12 protein-coding genes and 1 tRNA gene are annotated in these 16,900 nt (G+C 65.6%); 10 read left to right on the top strand and 3 right to left on the bottom strand.

The window, feature by feature from the left end:
- The first annotated feature begins 267 nt into the window (after positions 1-267).
- From fdnG to G7026_RS16030, 7 genes are all read left to right on the top strand, one after another.
- A complete protein-coding gene (fdnG, locus tag G7026_RS16060) occupies positions 268-3,339 on the top strand; it encodes a formate dehydrogenase-N subunit alpha (protein WP_181071924.1) in 3,072 nt (1,023 codons plus the stop codon).
- On the top strand, positions 3,340-4,269 hold the full coding sequence (gene fdxH, locus G7026_RS16055) for a formate dehydrogenase subunit beta (RefSeq protein WP_181071923.1): 930 nt from the start codon (positions 3,340-3,342) through the stop codon (positions 4,267-4,269). It abuts the gene before it with no gap.
- 48 nt (positions 4,270-4,317) lie between these two features.
- Entirely contained in the window at positions 4,318-4,947 is a 630-nt protein-coding gene (locus tag G7026_RS16050; RefSeq protein ID WP_181071922.1) for a formate dehydrogenase subunit gamma, read from the top strand.
- 176 nt (positions 4,948-5,123) lie between these two features.
- Complete coding sequence (gene fdhE / locus G7026_RS16045) at positions 5,124-6,053, top strand: formate dehydrogenase accessory protein FdhE (protein ID WP_181071921.1); 930 nt, start codon at positions 5,124-5,126, stop codon at positions 6,051-6,053.
- Positions 6,054-6,188: 135 nt separating this feature from the next.
- Positions 6,189-7,595: an L-seryl-tRNA(Sec) selenium transferase gene (selA, locus tag G7026_RS16040; RefSeq protein ID WP_181071920.1), complete on the top strand. Its 1,407-nt coding sequence runs from the start codon at positions 6,189-6,191 to the stop codon at positions 7,593-7,595.
- Positions 7,592-9,508 (top strand): selenocysteine-specific translation elongation factor, encoded by a 1,917-nt coding sequence (selB, locus tag G7026_RS16035; RefSeq protein ID WP_181071919.1) that lies wholly within the window; start codon positions 7,592-7,594, stop codon positions 9,506-9,508. The genes selA and selB overlap by 4 nt, the downstream gene beginning before the upstream one ends.
- Before the next feature lie 34 nt (positions 9,509-9,542).
- Positions 9,543-9,638: transfer RNA gene (locus tag G7026_RS16030), tRNA-Sec, on the top strand.
- A 77-nt stretch (positions 9,639-9,715) separates the two neighbouring features.
- Here G7026_RS16030 and G7026_RS16025 read toward each other — a convergent pair.
- Both G7026_RS16025 and G7026_RS16020 read right to left on the bottom strand, forming a co-directional pair.
- Positions 9,716-10,177: a hypothetical protein gene (locus tag G7026_RS16025; protein ID WP_181071918.1), complete on the bottom strand. Its 462-nt coding sequence runs from the start codon at positions 10,175-10,177 to the stop codon at positions 9,716-9,718.
- 5 nt (positions 10,178-10,182) lie between these two features.
- Positions 10,183-10,380 (bottom strand): hypothetical protein, encoded by a 198-nt coding sequence (locus tag G7026_RS16020; protein ID WP_181071917.1) that lies wholly within the window; start codon positions 10,378-10,380, stop codon positions 10,183-10,185.
- 845 nt (positions 10,381-11,225) lie between these two features.
- Between G7026_RS16020 and cfaB the strand changes: the two genes are divergently transcribed.
- The 3 genes from cfaB (at position 11,226) to G7026_RS16005 (ending at position 15,671) form a co-directional block, all read left to right on the top strand.
- Positions 11,226-12,413: a C17 cyclopropane fatty acid synthase CfaB gene (gene cfaB, locus G7026_RS16015; protein WP_181071916.1), complete on the top strand. Its 1,188-nt coding sequence runs from the start codon at positions 11,226-11,228 to the stop codon at positions 12,411-12,413.
- A gap of 68 nt (positions 12,414-12,481) precedes the next feature.
- On the top strand, positions 12,482-14,248 hold the full coding sequence (locus tag G7026_RS16010) for a sensor histidine kinase (RefSeq protein ID WP_181071915.1): 1,767 nt from the start codon (positions 12,482-12,484) through the stop codon (positions 14,246-14,248).
- A 67-nt stretch (positions 14,249-14,315) separates the two neighbouring features.
- Positions 14,316-15,671: a sigma-54-dependent transcriptional regulator gene (locus G7026_RS16005; RefSeq protein ID WP_181071914.1), complete on the top strand. Its 1,356-nt coding sequence runs from the start codon at positions 14,316-14,318 to the stop codon at positions 15,669-15,671.
- On the opposite strand, the gene G7026_RS16000 is transcribed toward G7026_RS16005, so the two are convergent.
- Entirely contained in the window at positions 15,668-16,891 is a 1,224-nt protein-coding gene (locus G7026_RS16000) for an RNA polymerase sigma factor (RefSeq protein WP_181071913.1), read from the bottom strand. The two genes, G7026_RS16005 and G7026_RS16000, sit on opposite strands and share 4 nt — an antisense overlap.
- Positions 16,892-16,900 lie beyond the last annotated feature (9 nt).

Below are 16,900 nucleotides of genomic sequence, written 5' to 3'. Positions count from 1 at the left end.
CCGTCCACGCTTCAAGAACCCGGGCCATGCCCGGGTTTTTTTATGCGCGCCTTTAGACTTTAGTCTTAACCGCTCGTCGCGTGGCGTGCCGGAAATAGGCTTTTCGTGGAAAAAACACCCTATTTCAAGGCGTTAAGCCTTGCTTTTGTCTATCCGGGAATTGCTCTCATCTTGGAATTTTTAGCGCACTCGATTGTCGCGATTGGCTAAGATGGCACTCTGGCGCCGGCAAAGCATCGGCGACCTTTAGCCCGATAGGAGTATTCGATGGACATGAACCGTCGACAATTCTTCAAGGTCGCCGCCGTCGGCCTTGGAGGATCCAGCCTTGCGGCACTAGGCATGGCGCCTGAGCCAGCCTTCGCCGAGCAGGTGCGTCAGTTCAAACTGACCCACACCAAAGAGACGCGCAACACCTGCCCTTACTGCTCCGTCGGTTGTGGCCTGATCCTGTACAGTCAGGGTGACGGTGGCAAGAACGTCGCGCAGAACATCATCCACATCGAAGGCGACGCCGACCATCCGGTCAACCGCGGCACCCTGTGCCCGAAGGGCGCCGGCCTGCTGGACTTCGTCAAGAGCCCGAACCGCCTCAAGTACCCTGAGGTGCGCAAGCCGGGTTCCAACGAGTGGACGCGCATTTCCTGGGACGAGGCGCTCGACCGCATCGCCGCCCTGATGAAGGAAGACCGCGACGCCAACTTCATCGCCCAGAACGCCCAGGGCCAGACGGTTAACCGCTGGACCTCGGTCGGCTTCCTCGCCGCTTCCGCTTCTTCCAACGAAGCCGGATATCTGACGCACAAGGTCGTTCGCAACCTCGGCATAGTGGGATTCGATAACCAAGCACGTGTCTGACACGGCCCGACGGTGGCAAGTCTTGCCCCGACGTACGGCCGTGGCGCCATGACCAACACCTGGACCGACATCGGCAACGCCGATCTGGTTCTGGTAATGGGTGGCAACGCAGCTGAAGCCCATCCCTGCGGCTTCAAATGGGTAACCGAAGCGAAGGCCCACAACAAGGCGCGCCTGATCGTCGTCGATCCGCGCTATACGCGTACGGCCGCCGTGTCGGACTACTACGCGCCCATCCGCACGGGTACCGACATCGCCTTCATGGGCGGTCTGATCAATTACCTGATCAGCAACGACAAGATTCAGCACGAATACGTGCGCAACTACACCGACGTGTCCTTCATCGTGAAGGAAGGCTTCGGCTTCGAGGACGGTCTGTTCAGCGGCTACGACGCGGACAAGCGCACCTACTCGGACAAGTCGTCCTGGGGCTATGAGCTCGACGAACAAGGCTTCGCCAAGGTCGACAAAACGCTCGAGCATCCACGTTGCGTGTTCCAGTTGATGAAGCAGCACTACAGCCGCTACACGCCTGAACTCGCCAGCCAGATCTGCGGCATGCCGCAGGACAAGATGCTGACCGTCTGGGAAGAGATCGCCACCTGCTCGGCACCGGGCAAGACCATGACGATCCTCTACGCCCTGGGCTGGACACAGCACTCGATCGGCGCGCAGATCATCCGCAGTGCGGCCATGGTCCAGCTGCTGCTGGGCAACGTCGGCATGCCGGGCGGTGGCGTGAACGCGCTACGCGGTCACTCCAACATCCAGGGTCTGACCGACCTGGGCCTGCTCTCGAACCTGCTGCCGGGCTACATGACCCTGGCCGGCGATGCCGAGCAGGACTTCAGCACCTATATCGACAAACGCGCTCTCAAGCCGCTACGTCCGGGCCAGACGTCCTACTGGCAGAACTACGGCAAGTTCCACGTCAGCCTGATGAAGGCCTGGTACGGCAAGGCCGCCACCGCCGAAAACGACTGGTGCTACGACTACCTGCCCAAGCTCGACTTCGGCGGTGCCGGCTACGACGTACTGCGCATGTTCGACATGATGTCGCGCGGCGAAGTCCACGGCTATTTCTGCCAGGGCTTCAACCCGATCGCCTCGCTGCCGGACAAGAACCGCGTGCTCAAATCGCTGGCCAAGCTCAAGTGGCTGGTGGTGATGGACCCGCTGGCGACCGAAACGGCCGAGTTCTGGCGCAACGCCGGCGAGTTCAACGACATCGATACCGCCTCGGTCGAGACCGAAGTGTTCCGCCTGCCGACCACCTGCTTCGCCGAAGAAGACGGCTCGCTGGTCAACAGCACCCGCTGGCTGCAGTGGCACTGGAAGGCTGCCGATGCCCCCGGCGAAGCGCGTACCGACATCGAGATCATGTCCGGGCTGTTCCTGCGCTTGCGCGAGCGCTATCGCAAGGAAGGCGGCGCCTATGCCGATCCGATCCTGAACCTGCATTGGCCCTACAAGGTCGCCCACGAACCGTCGCCCGAGGAAATCGCCAAGGAATTCAACGGCTACGCGGTCACCGACGTCACCGATGCCAGCGGCGCGGTGGTCAAGGCCGGCCAGCAGCTGTCCGGCTTCGGTCAGCTCAAGGACGACGGCAGCACCGCCTCGGGCTGCTGGATCTTCTGCGGCAGCTGGACCGAACAGGGTAACCAGATGGCGCGCCGCGACAACAGCGACCCGCACCACATGAAGCAGCACCTGGGCTGGGCCTGGGCGTGGCCGATGAACCGCCGCATCCTTTACAACCGCGCTTCGGCGGACCCGGCAGGCAAGCCCTGGGCGGCGAACAAGAAGGCGGTGTGGTGGAACGGCAGCACCTGGACAGGTACCGACGTGCCCGACTACGGTCCGACCGTGGCGCCGGAAGCCGGGGTGAACCCGTTCATCATGAACCCCGAAGGCGTTGCGCGCTTCTTCGCGGTCGACAAGATGGCCGAAGGTCCCTTCCCCGAGCACTACGAGCCGTTCGAGACGCCGATCGGGGTCAACCCGCTGCATCCGAACAACAAGAAGGTCATCAGCAGCCCGGCTGCGCGGATCTTCGATTCGGTGTGGGACAGCCTCGGTGAGGCGAAGGACTACCCCTATGCGGCGACGACCTACCGCCTGACCGAGCACTTCCACTTCTGGACCAAGCACTGCCGCCTGAACGCCGTCGTTCAGCCCGAGCAGTTCGTCGAGATCGGCGAAGCGCTGGCCAAGGAAAAGGGCATCGTCGCGGGCGATCGCGTCCGGGTGACCTCCAAGCGGGGCTACATCGAATGCGTCGCGGTGGTGACCAAGCGGATCCGTCCGCTGCAGGTGAACAACCAGACGGTCCACCACGTCGGTATTCCGATTCACTGGGGCTTCACCGGCGTCGCGCGTCCGGGCTTTTTGGCCAACACGCTGGTGCCTTACCTCGGCGACGGCAACACCCAGACGCCGGAATCGAAGTCGTTCCTGGTCAACCTGGAGAAGGCATAAATGGCTACGCAAAACATCATTGCCCGCTCCGCGACGACCACCACCCCGCCGTCGATCCGCCAGGTCGACGAGGTTGCCAAGCTGATCGACGTGTCCAAGTGCATCGGCTGCAAGGCCTGCCAGGTCGCCTGCTCGGAATGGAACGAGCTGCGCGACGAGGTCGGCCACACCCATGGCACCTACGACAACCCGGCGGACCTGACGGCCGAATCCTGGACGCTGATGCGCTTCACCGAGCACGAGAACACCGCCGGTGATCTGGAATGGCTGATCCGCAAGGACGGCTGCATGCATTGCGCCGAGCCCGGCTGCCTCACGGCGTGCCCGAGCCCGGGTGCGATCGTGCAGTACGCCAACGGCATCGTCGACTTCAACCAGGACAAGTGCATCGGCTGCGGCTACTGTGTCACCGGTTGCCCGTTCGACATTCCGCGTATCTCGGAGAAGGACAAGAAGGCGTACAAGTGCACGCTGTGCAACGACCGCGTGAGCGTCGGGCTGGAACCGGCCTGCGTGAAGACCTGCCCCACCGGGGCGATCGTCTTCGGCAGCAAGGACGACATGAAGCACCACGCCGAAGAACGCATCGAGGACCTCAAGTCCCGCGGCTTCGAGAACGCCGGTCTGTATGACCCGGCGGGCGTTGGCGGCACCCATGTCATGTACGTACTGCACCACGCGGACAAGCCGTCGCTCTATGCCGACCTGCCCAACGAGCCGGCCATCAGCCCGATGGTCAGCCTGTGGAAGGGGGTCACCAAGCCGCTCGCGCTGCTGGCCATGGGCGCCGCGGTACTTGCCGGCTTCTTCCACTACGTGCGGGTCGGACCCCAGCGCGTGGAGGAGGAAGAGGAGCACGAGGCCCCTGCCGAGCCTGTCGTCAAGAAACAGGACCCGGCAGTACACACCTTCGACCCCAGGCAGCCTTGAGGCGTGTGCGCCGCCCTTGACCGGGCGGCGCGCACAGGAGCGGCAATCATGAGAAAAGACGATATCCAGCGTTACAACGCCAACGAGCGCAGCAACCACTGGGCGGTGGCGATCCTGTTCATCCTCGCCGGGCTCTCCGGACTGGCCTTGTTCCACCCGGCACTGTTCTGGTTGAGCAACCTGTTCGGCGGCGGTCCCTGGACACGCATCCTGCATCCGTTCCTGGGTGTGGCGATGTTCGTCCTGTTCCTCGGGCTGATGGTGCGTTTCTGGCGCTCCAACTACTTCAGCGGCAACGACCGCAAGTGGCTGGGCAGCCTGAACAAGGTGCTGCGCAACGAGGAAGAAGGCGTACCGCCGATCGGCAAGTACAACCCCGGGCAGAAGCTGCTGTTCTGGGTCTTGGTCGTCACGATGCTGGTGCTGCTGGTCAGCGGCGTGGTGATCTGGCGCGCGTACTTCAGCCACCTGTTCGGCATCGAGTTGATCCGCCTGAGCGCGCTGCTGCATGCCGCAGCCGCGTTCGTGCTGGTCCTTTCGATCATCGTGCATGTCTATGCGGCGATCTGGATCAAGGGCTCCTTCGGCGCCATGATGTCCGGTCGCGTCAGCCGCTTGTGGGCCAAGAAGCACCACGAACTGTGGTACGACGAAGTCACCAAGCAGGAACGCAAGTAAAGGACGCGACGGGCAGCCCGCTGCCCTTCGCTCCCCCTCTTCCGCCCGCGCCCCGCACCGGGGAGGCGAGCACCAGGCGACCGGCGGCACGCCGACGGGCATGACAGCCGAACCCGCCTTGATAACATCCATGGAGCCTGACGATCAGGCTCCATCCATTTTCAAAGGAGCCCTCCGTGGCTGGTCAGATCCTCGAGCCGGAGCAGATTGCAGCCTCGGCCGCCACTCCCCCTTTCATCCATCTGCCGCCGGCGAAGCTCTTTTCCCTGCGCGCCGCACGGCTGGAGACCCTGGCCGAAGGCAATCCGCTGGGCGACTACCTGCGCCTGGTGGCTGGCCTGTGTCGTGCCCAGCAGCAGGTGCTGGACAACCCGCCGGCCATGCCCGAGCGCGACGAGAATCGCCTTGAGCAGAGCCGCAAGCACGGCATGCCGCCGCTGGCAGCCGACACCCTGGTGCGTGAAGACGCCTGGCTGACCATGCTCGACGCTCTGCTCAAGGCTTATCCCACGCCGGACAACCCCCAGGTCAAGGCGGCGCTGGAACAACTCAAGGAAGCCGACGCAGGACAGCGCCGCGCCTGGGCGGTGCTCCTGCTGGCCGGACAGTACGATGGTGTGCCCGCCGCCGTGGTGCCCTTCCTCGGCGCCGGCTTGCAGCTCGCCTGGAGCCACTGGCTGCTCGACCTGCCGGAAGACAGCGTGACCGACATCGGCAGCGGCGGTCGTTGCCCCTGCTGCGGCTCGCCGGCGATGGCCGGGGTGATCCGCCACCGTGGCAAGCACAACGGCCTGCGCTATCTGGTCTGCTCGCTGTGCGCCTGCGAGTGGCACTTCGTACGGGTCAAGTGCACCGGCTGCGAGTCGACCAAGGGTTTGGAATACGTCAGCCTCGAGACCGACAAGGTCACCGCCGAGAAGGCCCCGCTCAAGGCCGAAACCTGCCCGAGCTGCAAGACCTACTTCAAGCAGGTCTACCTGGAACTGGACGCCGATGCCGAAGCGCTGTCGGCCGACCTCGCGAGCCTGGCGCTGGACATGCGCCTGGATGCCGAGGGCTTCCAGCGCCAGGCGCCGAACCTGCTGCTCGCCCCCGGCGGCGAGTGATCTCCAGCGGTGCCTGCCCCGTGCAGGCACCGCCTGGAACCTGCGTTGGGCTTGCTGCCCACATTGCCCTACAATCCTTCGGTCCATTGCCGGAGTGATCTGAATGCCTTCCAGCCTGCTGCCGAGTCTCGGCGCATGACCGTCTTCCGCCTGCCTTCCGTTGACCGCCTGCTGCGCAGCCCCGCGTGCCAGCCCCTGGCCGAACGTTACGGCCGCGAACCCCTTCTCGATACCCTGCGCCAGCTGCTCGACGAGCTGCGCGAACCGGCTCGACAGGGCCAGCTCAGCGAAATCGAACTGAGCGAAGCGATGCTGGCCGGACGCGCCGGGGAACGTCTCGATGCCCGGCACCGCAGCCGTATCAGGCGCGTGTTCAACCTGACCGGCACCGTGCTGCACACCAACCTCGGCCGCGCGCTGCTGCCCGAAGAAGCCATCGAAGCGGTGGCCCATGCCGCGCGCTACCCGCTGAACCTGGAATTCGACCTGGCCACCGGCAAGCGCGGCGACCGCGACGACCTCATCGAAGGCCTGATCCGCGAGCTGACCGGCGCCGAGGCGGTGACCGTGGTCAACAACAACGCCGCGGCGGTGCTGCTGGCGCTCAACAGCCTCGGCGCGCGCAAGGAAGGCATCATCTCCCGTGGCGAGCTGATCGAGATCGGCGGCGCCTTCCGCATCCCGGACATCATGGCCCGAGCCGGTGTGAAGCTGAACGAGATCGGGACTACCAACCGCACCCATGCCCGCGACTACGAAAACGCCATCGGCCCGCGCAGCGGCCTGCTGATGCGCGTACACACCAGCAACTACACCGTCCAGGGCTTCACCAGCAGCGTCGCCACCGCCGAGATCGCAGCCATCGCCGACCGCCATCAGCTGCCCCTGCTCGAAGACCTCGGCAGCGGCAGCCTGGTCGACCTCCCGCGCTGGGGCCTGCCGAAAGAGCCGACGGTGCAGGAAGCGCTGCGCGACGGCGCCGACATCGTCACCTTCAGCGGCGACAAGCTGCTCGGCGGCCCCCAGGCGGGACTGATTGTCGGGCACAAAGACCTGATCGCGCGGATCAAGAAGAACCCGCTCAAGCGCGCCTTGCGGGTCGACAAGCTGACCCTCGCCGCCCTCGAAGCCGTTCTCTCCCTCTACCGTGACCCGGATCGCCTCGCCGAACGGCTGACCAGCCTGCGCCTGCTCAGCCGGCCCCAGGCCGACATTCGGCTGCAGGCGCAGCGGCTGGCTCCGCTGCTGGCGCAACAGCTGGGCAGCGCCTGGCAGGTCGAGACGGTCGATGCGCTGGGCATGATCGGCAGCGGCACCCAGCCGGTGGCGCGCCTGCCCAGCGCCGCCCTGTGCCTGCGCCCTCAGCAGTCAAAGCGCTTGAAGGGCCGCAGCCTGCGCCAGCTCGAGGAAGCCCTGCGCAGCCTGCCGATCCCGGTGCTGGGGCGCATCGCGGACGACGCGCTCTGGCTCGACCTGCGCCAGCTCGACGATGAGGCCGCCTTCCTCGCCCAGCTCCCGGAGCTGGCCGGAGCCCTGGCATGATCGTCGGCACTGCGGGCCACATCGACCACGGCAAGACCTCCCTGCTCAAGGCCCTGACCGGCGCCGAAGGCGACCGCCGCCGCGAGGAGCGCGAGCGCGGCATCACCATCGACCTGGGCTACCTCTACGCGCCCCTGGGCGAAGGCACCCTCACCGGCTTCATCGACGTGCCCGGCCACGAGCGATTCGTGCACAACATGCTGGCCGGTGCCAGCGGCATCGACCTGGTGCTGTTGGTGGTCGCCGCCGACGACGGCGTGATGCCGCAGACCCGCGAGCACCTGGCCATCGTCGAACTGCTGGGCATCGGCCAGGCGCTGGTGGCGCTGACTAAGACCGACCGGGTATCCGAATCGCGCATCGCCGAGGTGCAGGCACAGGTCGACGCCCTGCTGGCGCCCGGACCGCTCGCCGGCACGCCCTACTTCCCCGTCTCGAGCCTGACCGGCGCCGGCGTCGGCGCCTTGCGCGTGGCGCTCGTAGAACGCGCCCTGACCTGCCAGGCGCGCGCCGACCAGGGCCACTTCCGGCTCGCCATCGACCGCGCCTTCAGCGTCAGCGGCGCCGGGGTGGTGGTCACCGGCACCAGCTTCGCCGGCACCGTGAGAGTAGGCGACGAGCTGACCCTGAGCCCCTCCGGCAAGACCATACGCGTGCGCGGCCTGCACGCGCAGAACCGCGAAGCCGACCAGGCCCGCGCCGGCCAGCGGGTCGCCCTGAACCTCGCCGGCGATCGGCTCAGCGTCGAGCAGATCCACCGTGGCGACTGGCTGCTGGCGCCCATGCTGCACGCCCCGACCACCCGCCTCGACGTCGAACTCGATCTGCTGCCCAGCGAGGCCCGCGACCTCAAGCACTGGACCCCGCTGCACATCCACCTGGGTGCCCAGGACGTCACCGGGCGCCTTGCGCTGCTCGAAGGCGAAAGCCTGGCGCCCGGCGGTCGCGGCTTCGCCCAGCTGCTGCTCAACGCCCCGGCCCATGCGGTGCATGGCGACCGCGTCGTGTTGCGCGACCAGTCGGCCCAGCGCACCTTGGGCGGTGCCCGCGTGCTCGACCCCTTCGCGCCGCCGCGCAACCGCCGCCGCGAAGCACGCCTGGCGCAGTTGCGAGCGCTCACCAGCGAAGGCCTTGAAGCGGCGCTGCCTGCCCTACTCGGCGAGTCCGACAACGGCCTTGACCCGCTCCTGCTCGAACGCCAGTTCAACCGCCCGCGACAGGGCTGGCAGCTGCCCGACTCGGCCGTCGAGATCGGCACCCGCGTAGGCCCTCGGCTGCTGGAACGCGGCCGCTGGCAACAGCTGGAAGCCGAACTCGTCCAGGCGCTGCAGCGCTTTCACGAAGAGCAGCCCGACGAACTCGGCCCGGACCGCGACCGCCTGCGCCGCTTCGCCCTGCCGCAACTGGAGCGGCCGCTGTTCATCGCGCTGCTCGAGCAGGCGATGGCGCACGGAGAGATCGAGGCCAGCGGCCCTTGGTTGCATCGCCCCGACCACCGGGTGCGCCTGAGTGACGAGGAAGAAGCGCTCAAAGCACGCCTCTGGCCACTGCTCGAAGCCGGCCGCTTCGACCCGCCCTGGGTGCGGGACCTGGCCCGAGAGCTCGCCGTCGAGGAAGCCCGGATGCGCCTGCTGTTGCGCAAACTGGCCCGCCTCGGCCTGCTGCAACAGGTGGTCAAGGACCTGTTCTACCCGGAGACGACGCTCAAAACCCTCGCCGAAATCGCCCTGGACCTCGAAGCCGCCAGCGGCGTGATCCGCGCCGCCGCGTTCCGCGACCGCATCGGCCTGGGTCGCAAGCGCAGCATCCAGCTCCTCGAACACCTGGACCGCATCGGCTTCACACGCCGCTTCGGCAACGAACGGAAGGTCCGCCGCGACAGCGCCTTGGCATCATCAGCGCAGCTCGGGTAGGCTGCGCATCCGGCTGTTCAGCCGGTCGCCTCTTGGAAGGCAATCGCACCCGGTGGTGCGGCCGGGCTTCAAACCCGGTTGGGGACGGCAGCCGTTCCCGGGTGGGTTCGACTCCCACTGCCTTCCGCCATTTACGTTCCTATAGAGCAGGCCTAGCATCAGAATAAATCTTCCCCTTCTTTTCAAGCGGTGACGACTCGTTTGCCATCAGTGCAGCATTTCACTTGCACCGACGGCAAATCCTAGAATCGCGAGGCCGACGAAGCCCAGATACGGGCGTTTTTTAGAGAGCGCTCCGGTAATACAAAGAGGGCCGAACAGAAAAGCACCTATTGGAATCAGCCAACGCTCCCAATCTTCCCCAACCCCAGGGGACCCCAGAGCCATGCCGACTGCTAACAGCAAGGGAATATAAACAAGTATACCGAGTATATTAACAACGTTGAGCGCCACGCTTGCCGCAATTTTAAGTACTCCAGCCAACGTCATTTGGTGTATCACCACTTCTCGCCAGCGTAGCTCATAGGTGATAAGCAAAAGAACTACGCTGAGCACGAATGGAATCAGATACCACAATGATGCGCGCTCTACTTCTAACATTAACTCCATGCCCATGCCTGTTACAGCAAAGAACGCAACCGCTATCACAATGGAAAATAGTAGATTCATATCGTTTAGCGCTTGGTTAAGGCGGGCTTTGCTTCAGCTGATGTTCTTTTTTCAAGTAATTCTGCGCTTACCTGTGCGTGCTGCGCCGCTTCTCCCTGATAGCGGTCAGCAGATTTTGATGGTCTAGTGGCTGCTATTGCGGAAACAATCGCGACCACAGTTGCCAACCATGTCGCCACATCCCCGATCTGTAACTCTGGCATATACGCCTCCTTGCGCTGGTATTTATGTCAGCAACTTTAGCCCGTACTAAATGCAGCAACAGGACGGAAAATCCGACATCGAAAACGGCGTCCGCTCTTTTATTAGCAACTCCACGCCTTCAAAAGCATCAGCAATTTCATCGACCAGTATTTTTTAGAATCTCGGCGTGCTGCGATTGCGCGATGACTCGATAACCTTCACCCTCCCTCTGGATATTGCACGCATACATAATTCTGTTTTGGTTTTCCTCCCATATATCCCATATATCCCATATATTAGTAGCGAACTAGGCTTCGTGTTCAAGAAAGCCCAACTGTCGCTCGCAAAGGCGTTTCATACCATTCGCTTTCTCGCGTGCACCTACGTGTTTCGCTATCCAGAAAGCAATATCAAAACTGTCACCCAACCATACTGTGCATAGCGCACCATAGCCATGTGTCGTACTAAGCCATTCAAGTATTGGTGGTAGAACCATCCATGTATTTCTCCAGGCGGGCAGCTAGGATTAAAGCGCCAGGGGGTTGGCAAAACGCCATTTATACCGTAACTCCACAGGGCAAAAAAAATCGGCGTAAACCGAAAAACTGCCAGCACGCGCACCTGACACACCGACAACGACGCGGTTTGCCGTGCCGACCAGAGCGGAACAAGAGTTTGCACATCTAGCAAATCCAATGCGAGTTTCCCCGATCCTTCACTCCACAACCGGGAACTCTCACGGCCTGAATCAGTCTTTCGCCGAGCAGTCAGTCGCAGCGCTCGATAACTCTCGCCTTTCGTCTCGATGGCCTGACGTATCGCGCGCGTGGACTAGGATTTCTTCAGTGACCAGGAGGAGAACTGCATGTTGGCCTCATTGCTTCCCGCTCTGCGTGAACTTGCCTTGCCGCTGCGGCTGCGACTTTGGGATGGAAAGGAGCTCGACCTCGGGCCGTCGCCACGTGTCACGCTGGCGATCAACGACCCCAACCTGATTCCGCAACTGGCCCATCCGAGCCTGGATCTGCTCGGTTCGGCCTATGTCGAGGGGCGTATCGACCTGCATGGGCCCCTCGCCGAGGTGATCCGCATCGGCGACGAACTCACTCAGGCGCTGGGGCGACACACCAGCTCCGCACCGCCGCGCGAAGAGCATGACAAGGCCACCGACGCGAAGGCCATTTCCTACCACTACGACCTCTCCAACGCGTTCTACAGCCTCTGGCTGGACCAGGACATGGTCTATTCCTGCGCCTATTTCGAGAGCGGAAACGAGTCCCTCGACCAAGCTCAGCAGGCCAAGCTGCGCCATCTGTGCCGCAAGCTGCGCCTGAAGCGGGGTGACCGTCTGCTGGATGTCGGCTGCGGCTGGGGCGGGCTGGCGCGCTTCGCGGCGCGGGAGTACGGCGCCGAGGTGTTCGGCATCACCCTGAGCCGCGAGCAGCTCACCCTGGCGCGTCAGCGCGTGGCCGACGAAGGGCTGGAAGATCGGGTGCGCCTGGAGCTGATGGATTACCGCGACCTGCCCGCCGACGAAGGTTTCGACAAGGTGGTCAGCGTCGGCATGTTCGAGCACGTCGGCCACGCCAACCTGCCGCTCTACTGCAAGCAACTTTTCGGCGCGGTGAGGCCCGGCGGCCTGGTGATGAACCACGGGATCACCGCCCGCCACGTCGACGGGCGGCCCGTTGGCCACGGCGCCGGCGAATTCATCGACCGCTACGTCTTTCCCCACGGCGAGCTGCCGCACCTGGTGAACATCGGTGCCTGCATCAGCGAGACCGGACTGGAGATCGTCGATGTCGAAAGCCTGCGCCTGCACTACGCCAAGACCCTGGAGCTGTGGAGCCAGCGGCTCGAAGCGCGCCTGGACGAAGCCAGGGCGCTGGTACCCGAGCGCGCCCTGCGGATCTGGCGGTTGTACCTGGCCGGCTGTGCCTACGGCTTCCGCCGCAACTGGATCAACCTGCACCAGATCCTCGCCAGCAAGCCCCTGGCGGACGGCTCCCACGAGCTACCCTGGACGCGCGCCGACCTCTATCCCCCGGCCTGAAGGCGCAACGCTCGGCGGGCGGCGGGGCTTTGGCTTACCATGCGCCGATCCCCCGCGCCGAGCCGCCCATGCCCGTCCTGCCCAGAAGCCGTTCGTTCCTGCCGATCACCCTGCTGATTCTCCTGGGTCTGGCGATCAGCCTCTATGGGGCCGGGCAATTCGCCGAGCGCCGGGCCTGGAGCGAGCGCAGCCTGGAGGCGCGCGGCCAGCTCGAGCTGTATGCCCAGGCGATTCATACCCTGGTCGAGCGCTTCCGTTCGGTGCCGGCACTGCTGGCCCTGGACAGCGACATCCTGCAGCTGCTCGAGTCGCCAGACGATCAGGCGCTGCGCCAACTGCTCAACGAGCGTCTCGAGCAGCAGAACCAGGCCGCCGGCTCGGCCGTGCTCTATCTGCTCGACGCGCAGGGGCTGACCATTGCGGCGAGCAACTGGCGCGAGTGGACCAGCTTCGTCGGCAACAACTATTCCTTCCGCCCCTACTTTCGCGACGCGATGAGCGATGGCGCGGGGCGCTACTTTGCGGTGGGGGTCACGACGGGCATTCCGGGCTACTTTCTCTCCCACGCGGTGAAGGACGCGCAGGGCCGGACCCTGGGCGTGCTGGTGGTGAAGCTGGAGCTCGAAGAGATGCAGCGCGATTGGGTTGGCCAGCCAGGCATCCTGCTGGTCGCCGACTCACTGGACATCGTCATCCTCGCCAACCGCCCCGCCTGGCGCTTTCGCCATCTCAGCCCGCTCAGCGACGCCAACCGCGAGCGCCTGGTGGCCGCGCGCCGTTACGCCGAACAGAACCTGCAGCCGCTCGAATCCCAGTTGCTGGCGCGCCTGGACGAAAGCAGCGAACGACGCCGCGTGAACGGCCCGGACGGGCGCCGCAACTACCTCTGGCAGCATCTGTCGCTGGTCGAGGAAGGCTGGACCCTGCACCTGTTGCAGGAGCCCCAGACCATCGCCGAGAGCGTGCGTAGCTATCGCCTGGCGGCCGCCGGGGTGTGGATGACCCTCGCCTTCCTGCTGCTGTTCCTGGCCCAGCGGCGCAAGACCCGGCGTCTCGAAGCGCGCAGCCGCAGCGAGCTGGAGCAGCTGGTGCACGCACGCACGGCCGAACTGCGCACCGCCCAGGACGAGTTGGTTCATGCGGCGCGCATGGCGGCCCTGGGCCAGATGTCCGCCGCCATGGCCCATGAGATCAACCAGCCGTTGACCGCCCTGCGCATGCAGCTCGGCAGCCTGCGCCTGCTGCTTGATCACCAGCGCACCGAGGAGGTCCGCGACGGGCTTGTGCAGGTCGAGGGTCTGCTCGAGCGCATGGCGGCGCTGACCGGCCACCTGAAGACCTTCGCCCGCAAGAGCCCGGGCGGCCTGCACGAACGGCTGAACCTGGCCCACGTGCTCGACCAGGCCCTGCAGCTGCTGGCCCCGCGCATTCGCAGCGACGCGGTGGAGGTGATCGTCCGGATGCCGAAGGACGCCGAGGTGATCGGTAACGGCATCCGGCTGGAGCAGGTCCTGATCAACCTGCTACAAAACGCCCTCGACGCGATGGCTGGCCGCGAGCGCAGGCAGCTGCGCATCAGCGGCCGCCGCGAGGGCGACAGCTGGGTCATCAGCGTCGCCGACACCGGCGGTGGCGTCGTTGGCGACGACCTGGAGAAGGTCTTCGAGCCCTTCTATACCACCAAGCCGGTCGGCCAGGGACTGGGGTTGGGCCTGGCGGTGTCCTATGGCATCGTCCGTGATCTGGGCGGCAGCCTGGAGGTGAACAACGACGAACTGGGCGCAGTGTTCACCCTGAGGCTCGCGGCCGCCCCGGCACAGGTGCCGGTGACATGAGCGGACACTTGCTTCGCCCCTTGCGGGCCGGTATCAACAGGCTAGAGCCAACAAGCAGGAGCAGCGCGTGAGCGGGCAGGTCATTTTCATCGACGACGAGGCGGCGATTCGCCAGGCGGTTCAGCAATGGCTGGAGCTGTCGGGCTTTTCGGTGCGCAGCTGCGCCACCGCGCGCGAAGCGCTTGGGCTGATCGACCGCGACTTCGCCGGGGTGGTGATCAGCGACGTACGCATGCCCGACATCGACGGCCTGAGCCTGCTCGAACGCCTGGTGGCGATCGATACCGACCTGCCGGTGATCATGGTCACCGGCCATGGCGACGTACCGATGGCGGTCCAGGCCCTGCACCAGGGCGCCTACGACTTCATCGAGAAGCCCTTCACCCCCGAGCGCCTGCTCGACAGCGTGCGCCGTGCGCAGGACAAGCGCCGCCTGGTCTGCGAAAACCGCCAGCTGCGCGACCAGTTCGCCCGCAGCGGCCGCATCGAGTCGCAGCTGCTCGGCGTCTCGCGGGCGATGCAGACCTTGCGCCGCCAGGTGCTGGAACTGGCCGGCACCGACGTCAACATCCTGATCCGTGGCGAAACCGGCAGCGGCAAGGAGCTGGTCGCCCGCTCGCTGCACGATTTCAGCCGCCGCGCCGACGGCCCTTTCGTCGCGCTCAACTGCGCCGCAATCCCCGAGACCATCTTCGAGAGCGAGCTGTTCGGCCACGAGAGCGGCGCCTTCACCGGGGCGCAGGGCAAACGCATCGGCCGCATCGAACACGCCGCCGGAGGCACGCTGTTCCTCGACGAGGTGGAAAGCATGCCCCTGGCGCAGCAGGTCAAGCTGCTGCGGGTGCTGCAGGAAAAAACCCTCGAGCGGCTCGGCTCGAACCGCAGCATCGAGGTGGACCTGCGGGTCATCAGCGCGGCCAAGCCCGACCTGCTGGACGAAGTGCGCGGCGGGCGCTTTCGCGAAGACCTGCTGTACCGGCTCAACGTCGCCGAGCTGCGCATCCCGCCGCTGCGCGAACGCCGCGAAGACATCCCGCTGCTGTTCGAGCATTTCGCCGTGCGCGCCGCCCAGCGCCACAGCCGGGAAGCGCCGCCGCCGAGCCCGGCGCAACTGGCGCATCTGCTCGGCCACGACTGGCCAGGCAACGTGCGCGAACTGATCAACGCCGCCGAACGCCATGCCCTGGGCCTGACCGCCTCGACGGCGCCCGCCGTTGCACCCTCGGTAGGCGACCAGTCGCTCAGCGCGCAGATGGAAGCCTTCGAGGCGCGCTGTCTGCACAACGCGCTGCTGCAGTGCCGGGGCAACATCACCGAAGTAATGGCGCTGCTGCAGGTCCCGCGGCGCACACTCAATGAAAAGATGCAGCGCCACGGCCTCAGCCGCAGCGACTACCGCCCCACCGACAGCGACGACGACTAGCGCGCGAGCTGTTCCAGCCGCTGGCGCAGAAAGCGCCGCTCCGGCTCCAGCCTCGCCAGCGCCAGCGCGCGCCGATAGCTCTCCCCGGCCTCGCGGGTGCGCCCGAGGCGCCGGCACAGATCGGCACGCGCGGCGTGGGCCAGGTGGTAGTCGTCCAGCTCACCGCGTGCCAGCAGCCCGTCGACGTGCGCCAGCCCGGCCGCCGGCCCCTCGCACATCGCCAGCGCCACCGCGCGGTTGAGTTCGACCACCGCCGAGGGCTCCAGCTGCAGGAGCACATCGTAGAGCCCGACGATCTGCCGCCAGTCGGTCGCCTCGGCACGCCGGGCCTGGGCATGCACCGCAGCGATCGCAGCCTGCAGCGAATAGGGGCCGAAACGCCGCGACATCAGGGCGCGAGTCACCAGCAGCACGCCCTCGGCGATCGCGGCCGGCTCCCAGAGCGAGCGATCCTGCTCCTCCAACAGCACCAACTGGCCGTGGACGTCAGTGCGCGCCGCCTGACGGGCGTTCTGTAGCAGCATCAGGGCCAACAGCCCGAACGCCTCGGGCTCGGGGAGCAGCTCCGTCAGCAGGCGGCCGAGCCGGATCGCCTCGCCGGTCAGGTCGGCGCGGATCAGCGCATCGCCCGACGAGGCGCAGTACCCCTCGTTGAACACCAGGTAGATGACACGCAACACGCTGCCCAGCCGCGCGGCGAGCGCCTGCGCCCCCGGCACCTCGTAGGGAATGCCCAGCGAACGGATCCGGCTTTTGGCCCTGACGATGCGCTGCGCGATGGTGGTGGGCGCGACGAGGAACGCCCGCGCGATCTGCTCGGTCTTCAACCCGCAGACCTCGCGCAGCGTCAGTGCCACCTGGGCATCGTCCGGCAGCCTCGGATGGCAGCAGGTGAAGATCAACCGCAAGCGGTCGTCTTCCATGCCAGGCTCATCCACGTCGCGCTCCGGCGCGGCCAGCTGCTCGGCCAGCGCCGCCAGCGAGGCATCGAAGCGCGCCCGCCGACGCAACCCGTCGATCGCCTTGAAGCGGCCGGCGGAGACCAGCCAGGCGCGCGGATTGGCGGGCAAACCGTCACGCGGCCACTGCTCGACGGCCGCGATGAAGGCCTCGTGAAGCGCTTCCTCGGCCAGGTCGAAATCGCCCAGCAGGCGGATCAGGGTGGCCAGAACCCGCCGTGACTCCTGCCGGTAGATCGCCTCGACGGTGCTCGCTGCCATGATGCTGCC

This window comes from Stutzerimonas azotifigens (assembly GCF_013522725.1).
Classification (GTDB): domain Bacteria; phylum Pseudomonadota; class Gammaproteobacteria; order Pseudomonadales; family Pseudomonadaceae; genus Stutzerimonas; species Stutzerimonas azotifigens_A.
The sequence above is the reverse complement of the archived record's forward strand: the minus strand, read 5'-3'. Positions and strand labels throughout refer to the sequence as shown.

Bases quoted from the DNA above. Each gene is read 5' to 3' on its own strand.
- selB (WP_181071919.1), top strand. From the start codon at position 7,592: ATGATCGTCGGCACTGCGGGCCACATCGACCACGGCAAGACCTCCCTG.
- G7026_RS16020 (WP_181071917.1), bottom strand. From the start codon at position 10,380: ATGCCAGAGTTACAGATCGGGGATGTGGCGACATGGTTGGCAACTGTG.
- selA (WP_181071920.1), top strand. From the start codon at position 6,189: ATGACCGTCTTCCGCCTGCCTTCCGTTGACCGCCTGCTGCGCAGCCCC.
- G7026_RS16025 (WP_181071918.1), bottom strand. From the start codon at position 10,177: ATGAATCTACTATTTTCCATTGTGATAGCGGTTGCGTTCTTTGCTGTA.
- G7026_RS16010 (WP_181071915.1), top strand. From the start codon at position 12,482: ATGCCCGTCCTGCCCAGAAGCCGTTCGTTCCTGCCGATCACCCTGCTG.
- G7026_RS16000 (WP_181071913.1), bottom strand. From the start codon at position 16,891: ATGGCAGCGAGCACCGTCGAGGCGATCTACCGGCAGGAGTCACGGCGG.
- fdxH (WP_181071923.1), top strand. From the start codon at position 3,340: ATGGCTACGCAAAACATCATTGCCCGCTCCGCGACGACCACCACCCCG.
- cfaB (WP_181071916.1), top strand. From the start codon at position 11,226: ATGTTGGCCTCATTGCTTCCCGCTCTGCGTGAACTTGCCTTGCCGCTG.
- G7026_RS16050 (WP_181071922.1), top strand. From the start codon at position 4,318: ATGAGAAAAGACGATATCCAGCGTTACAACGCCAACGAGCGCAGCAAC.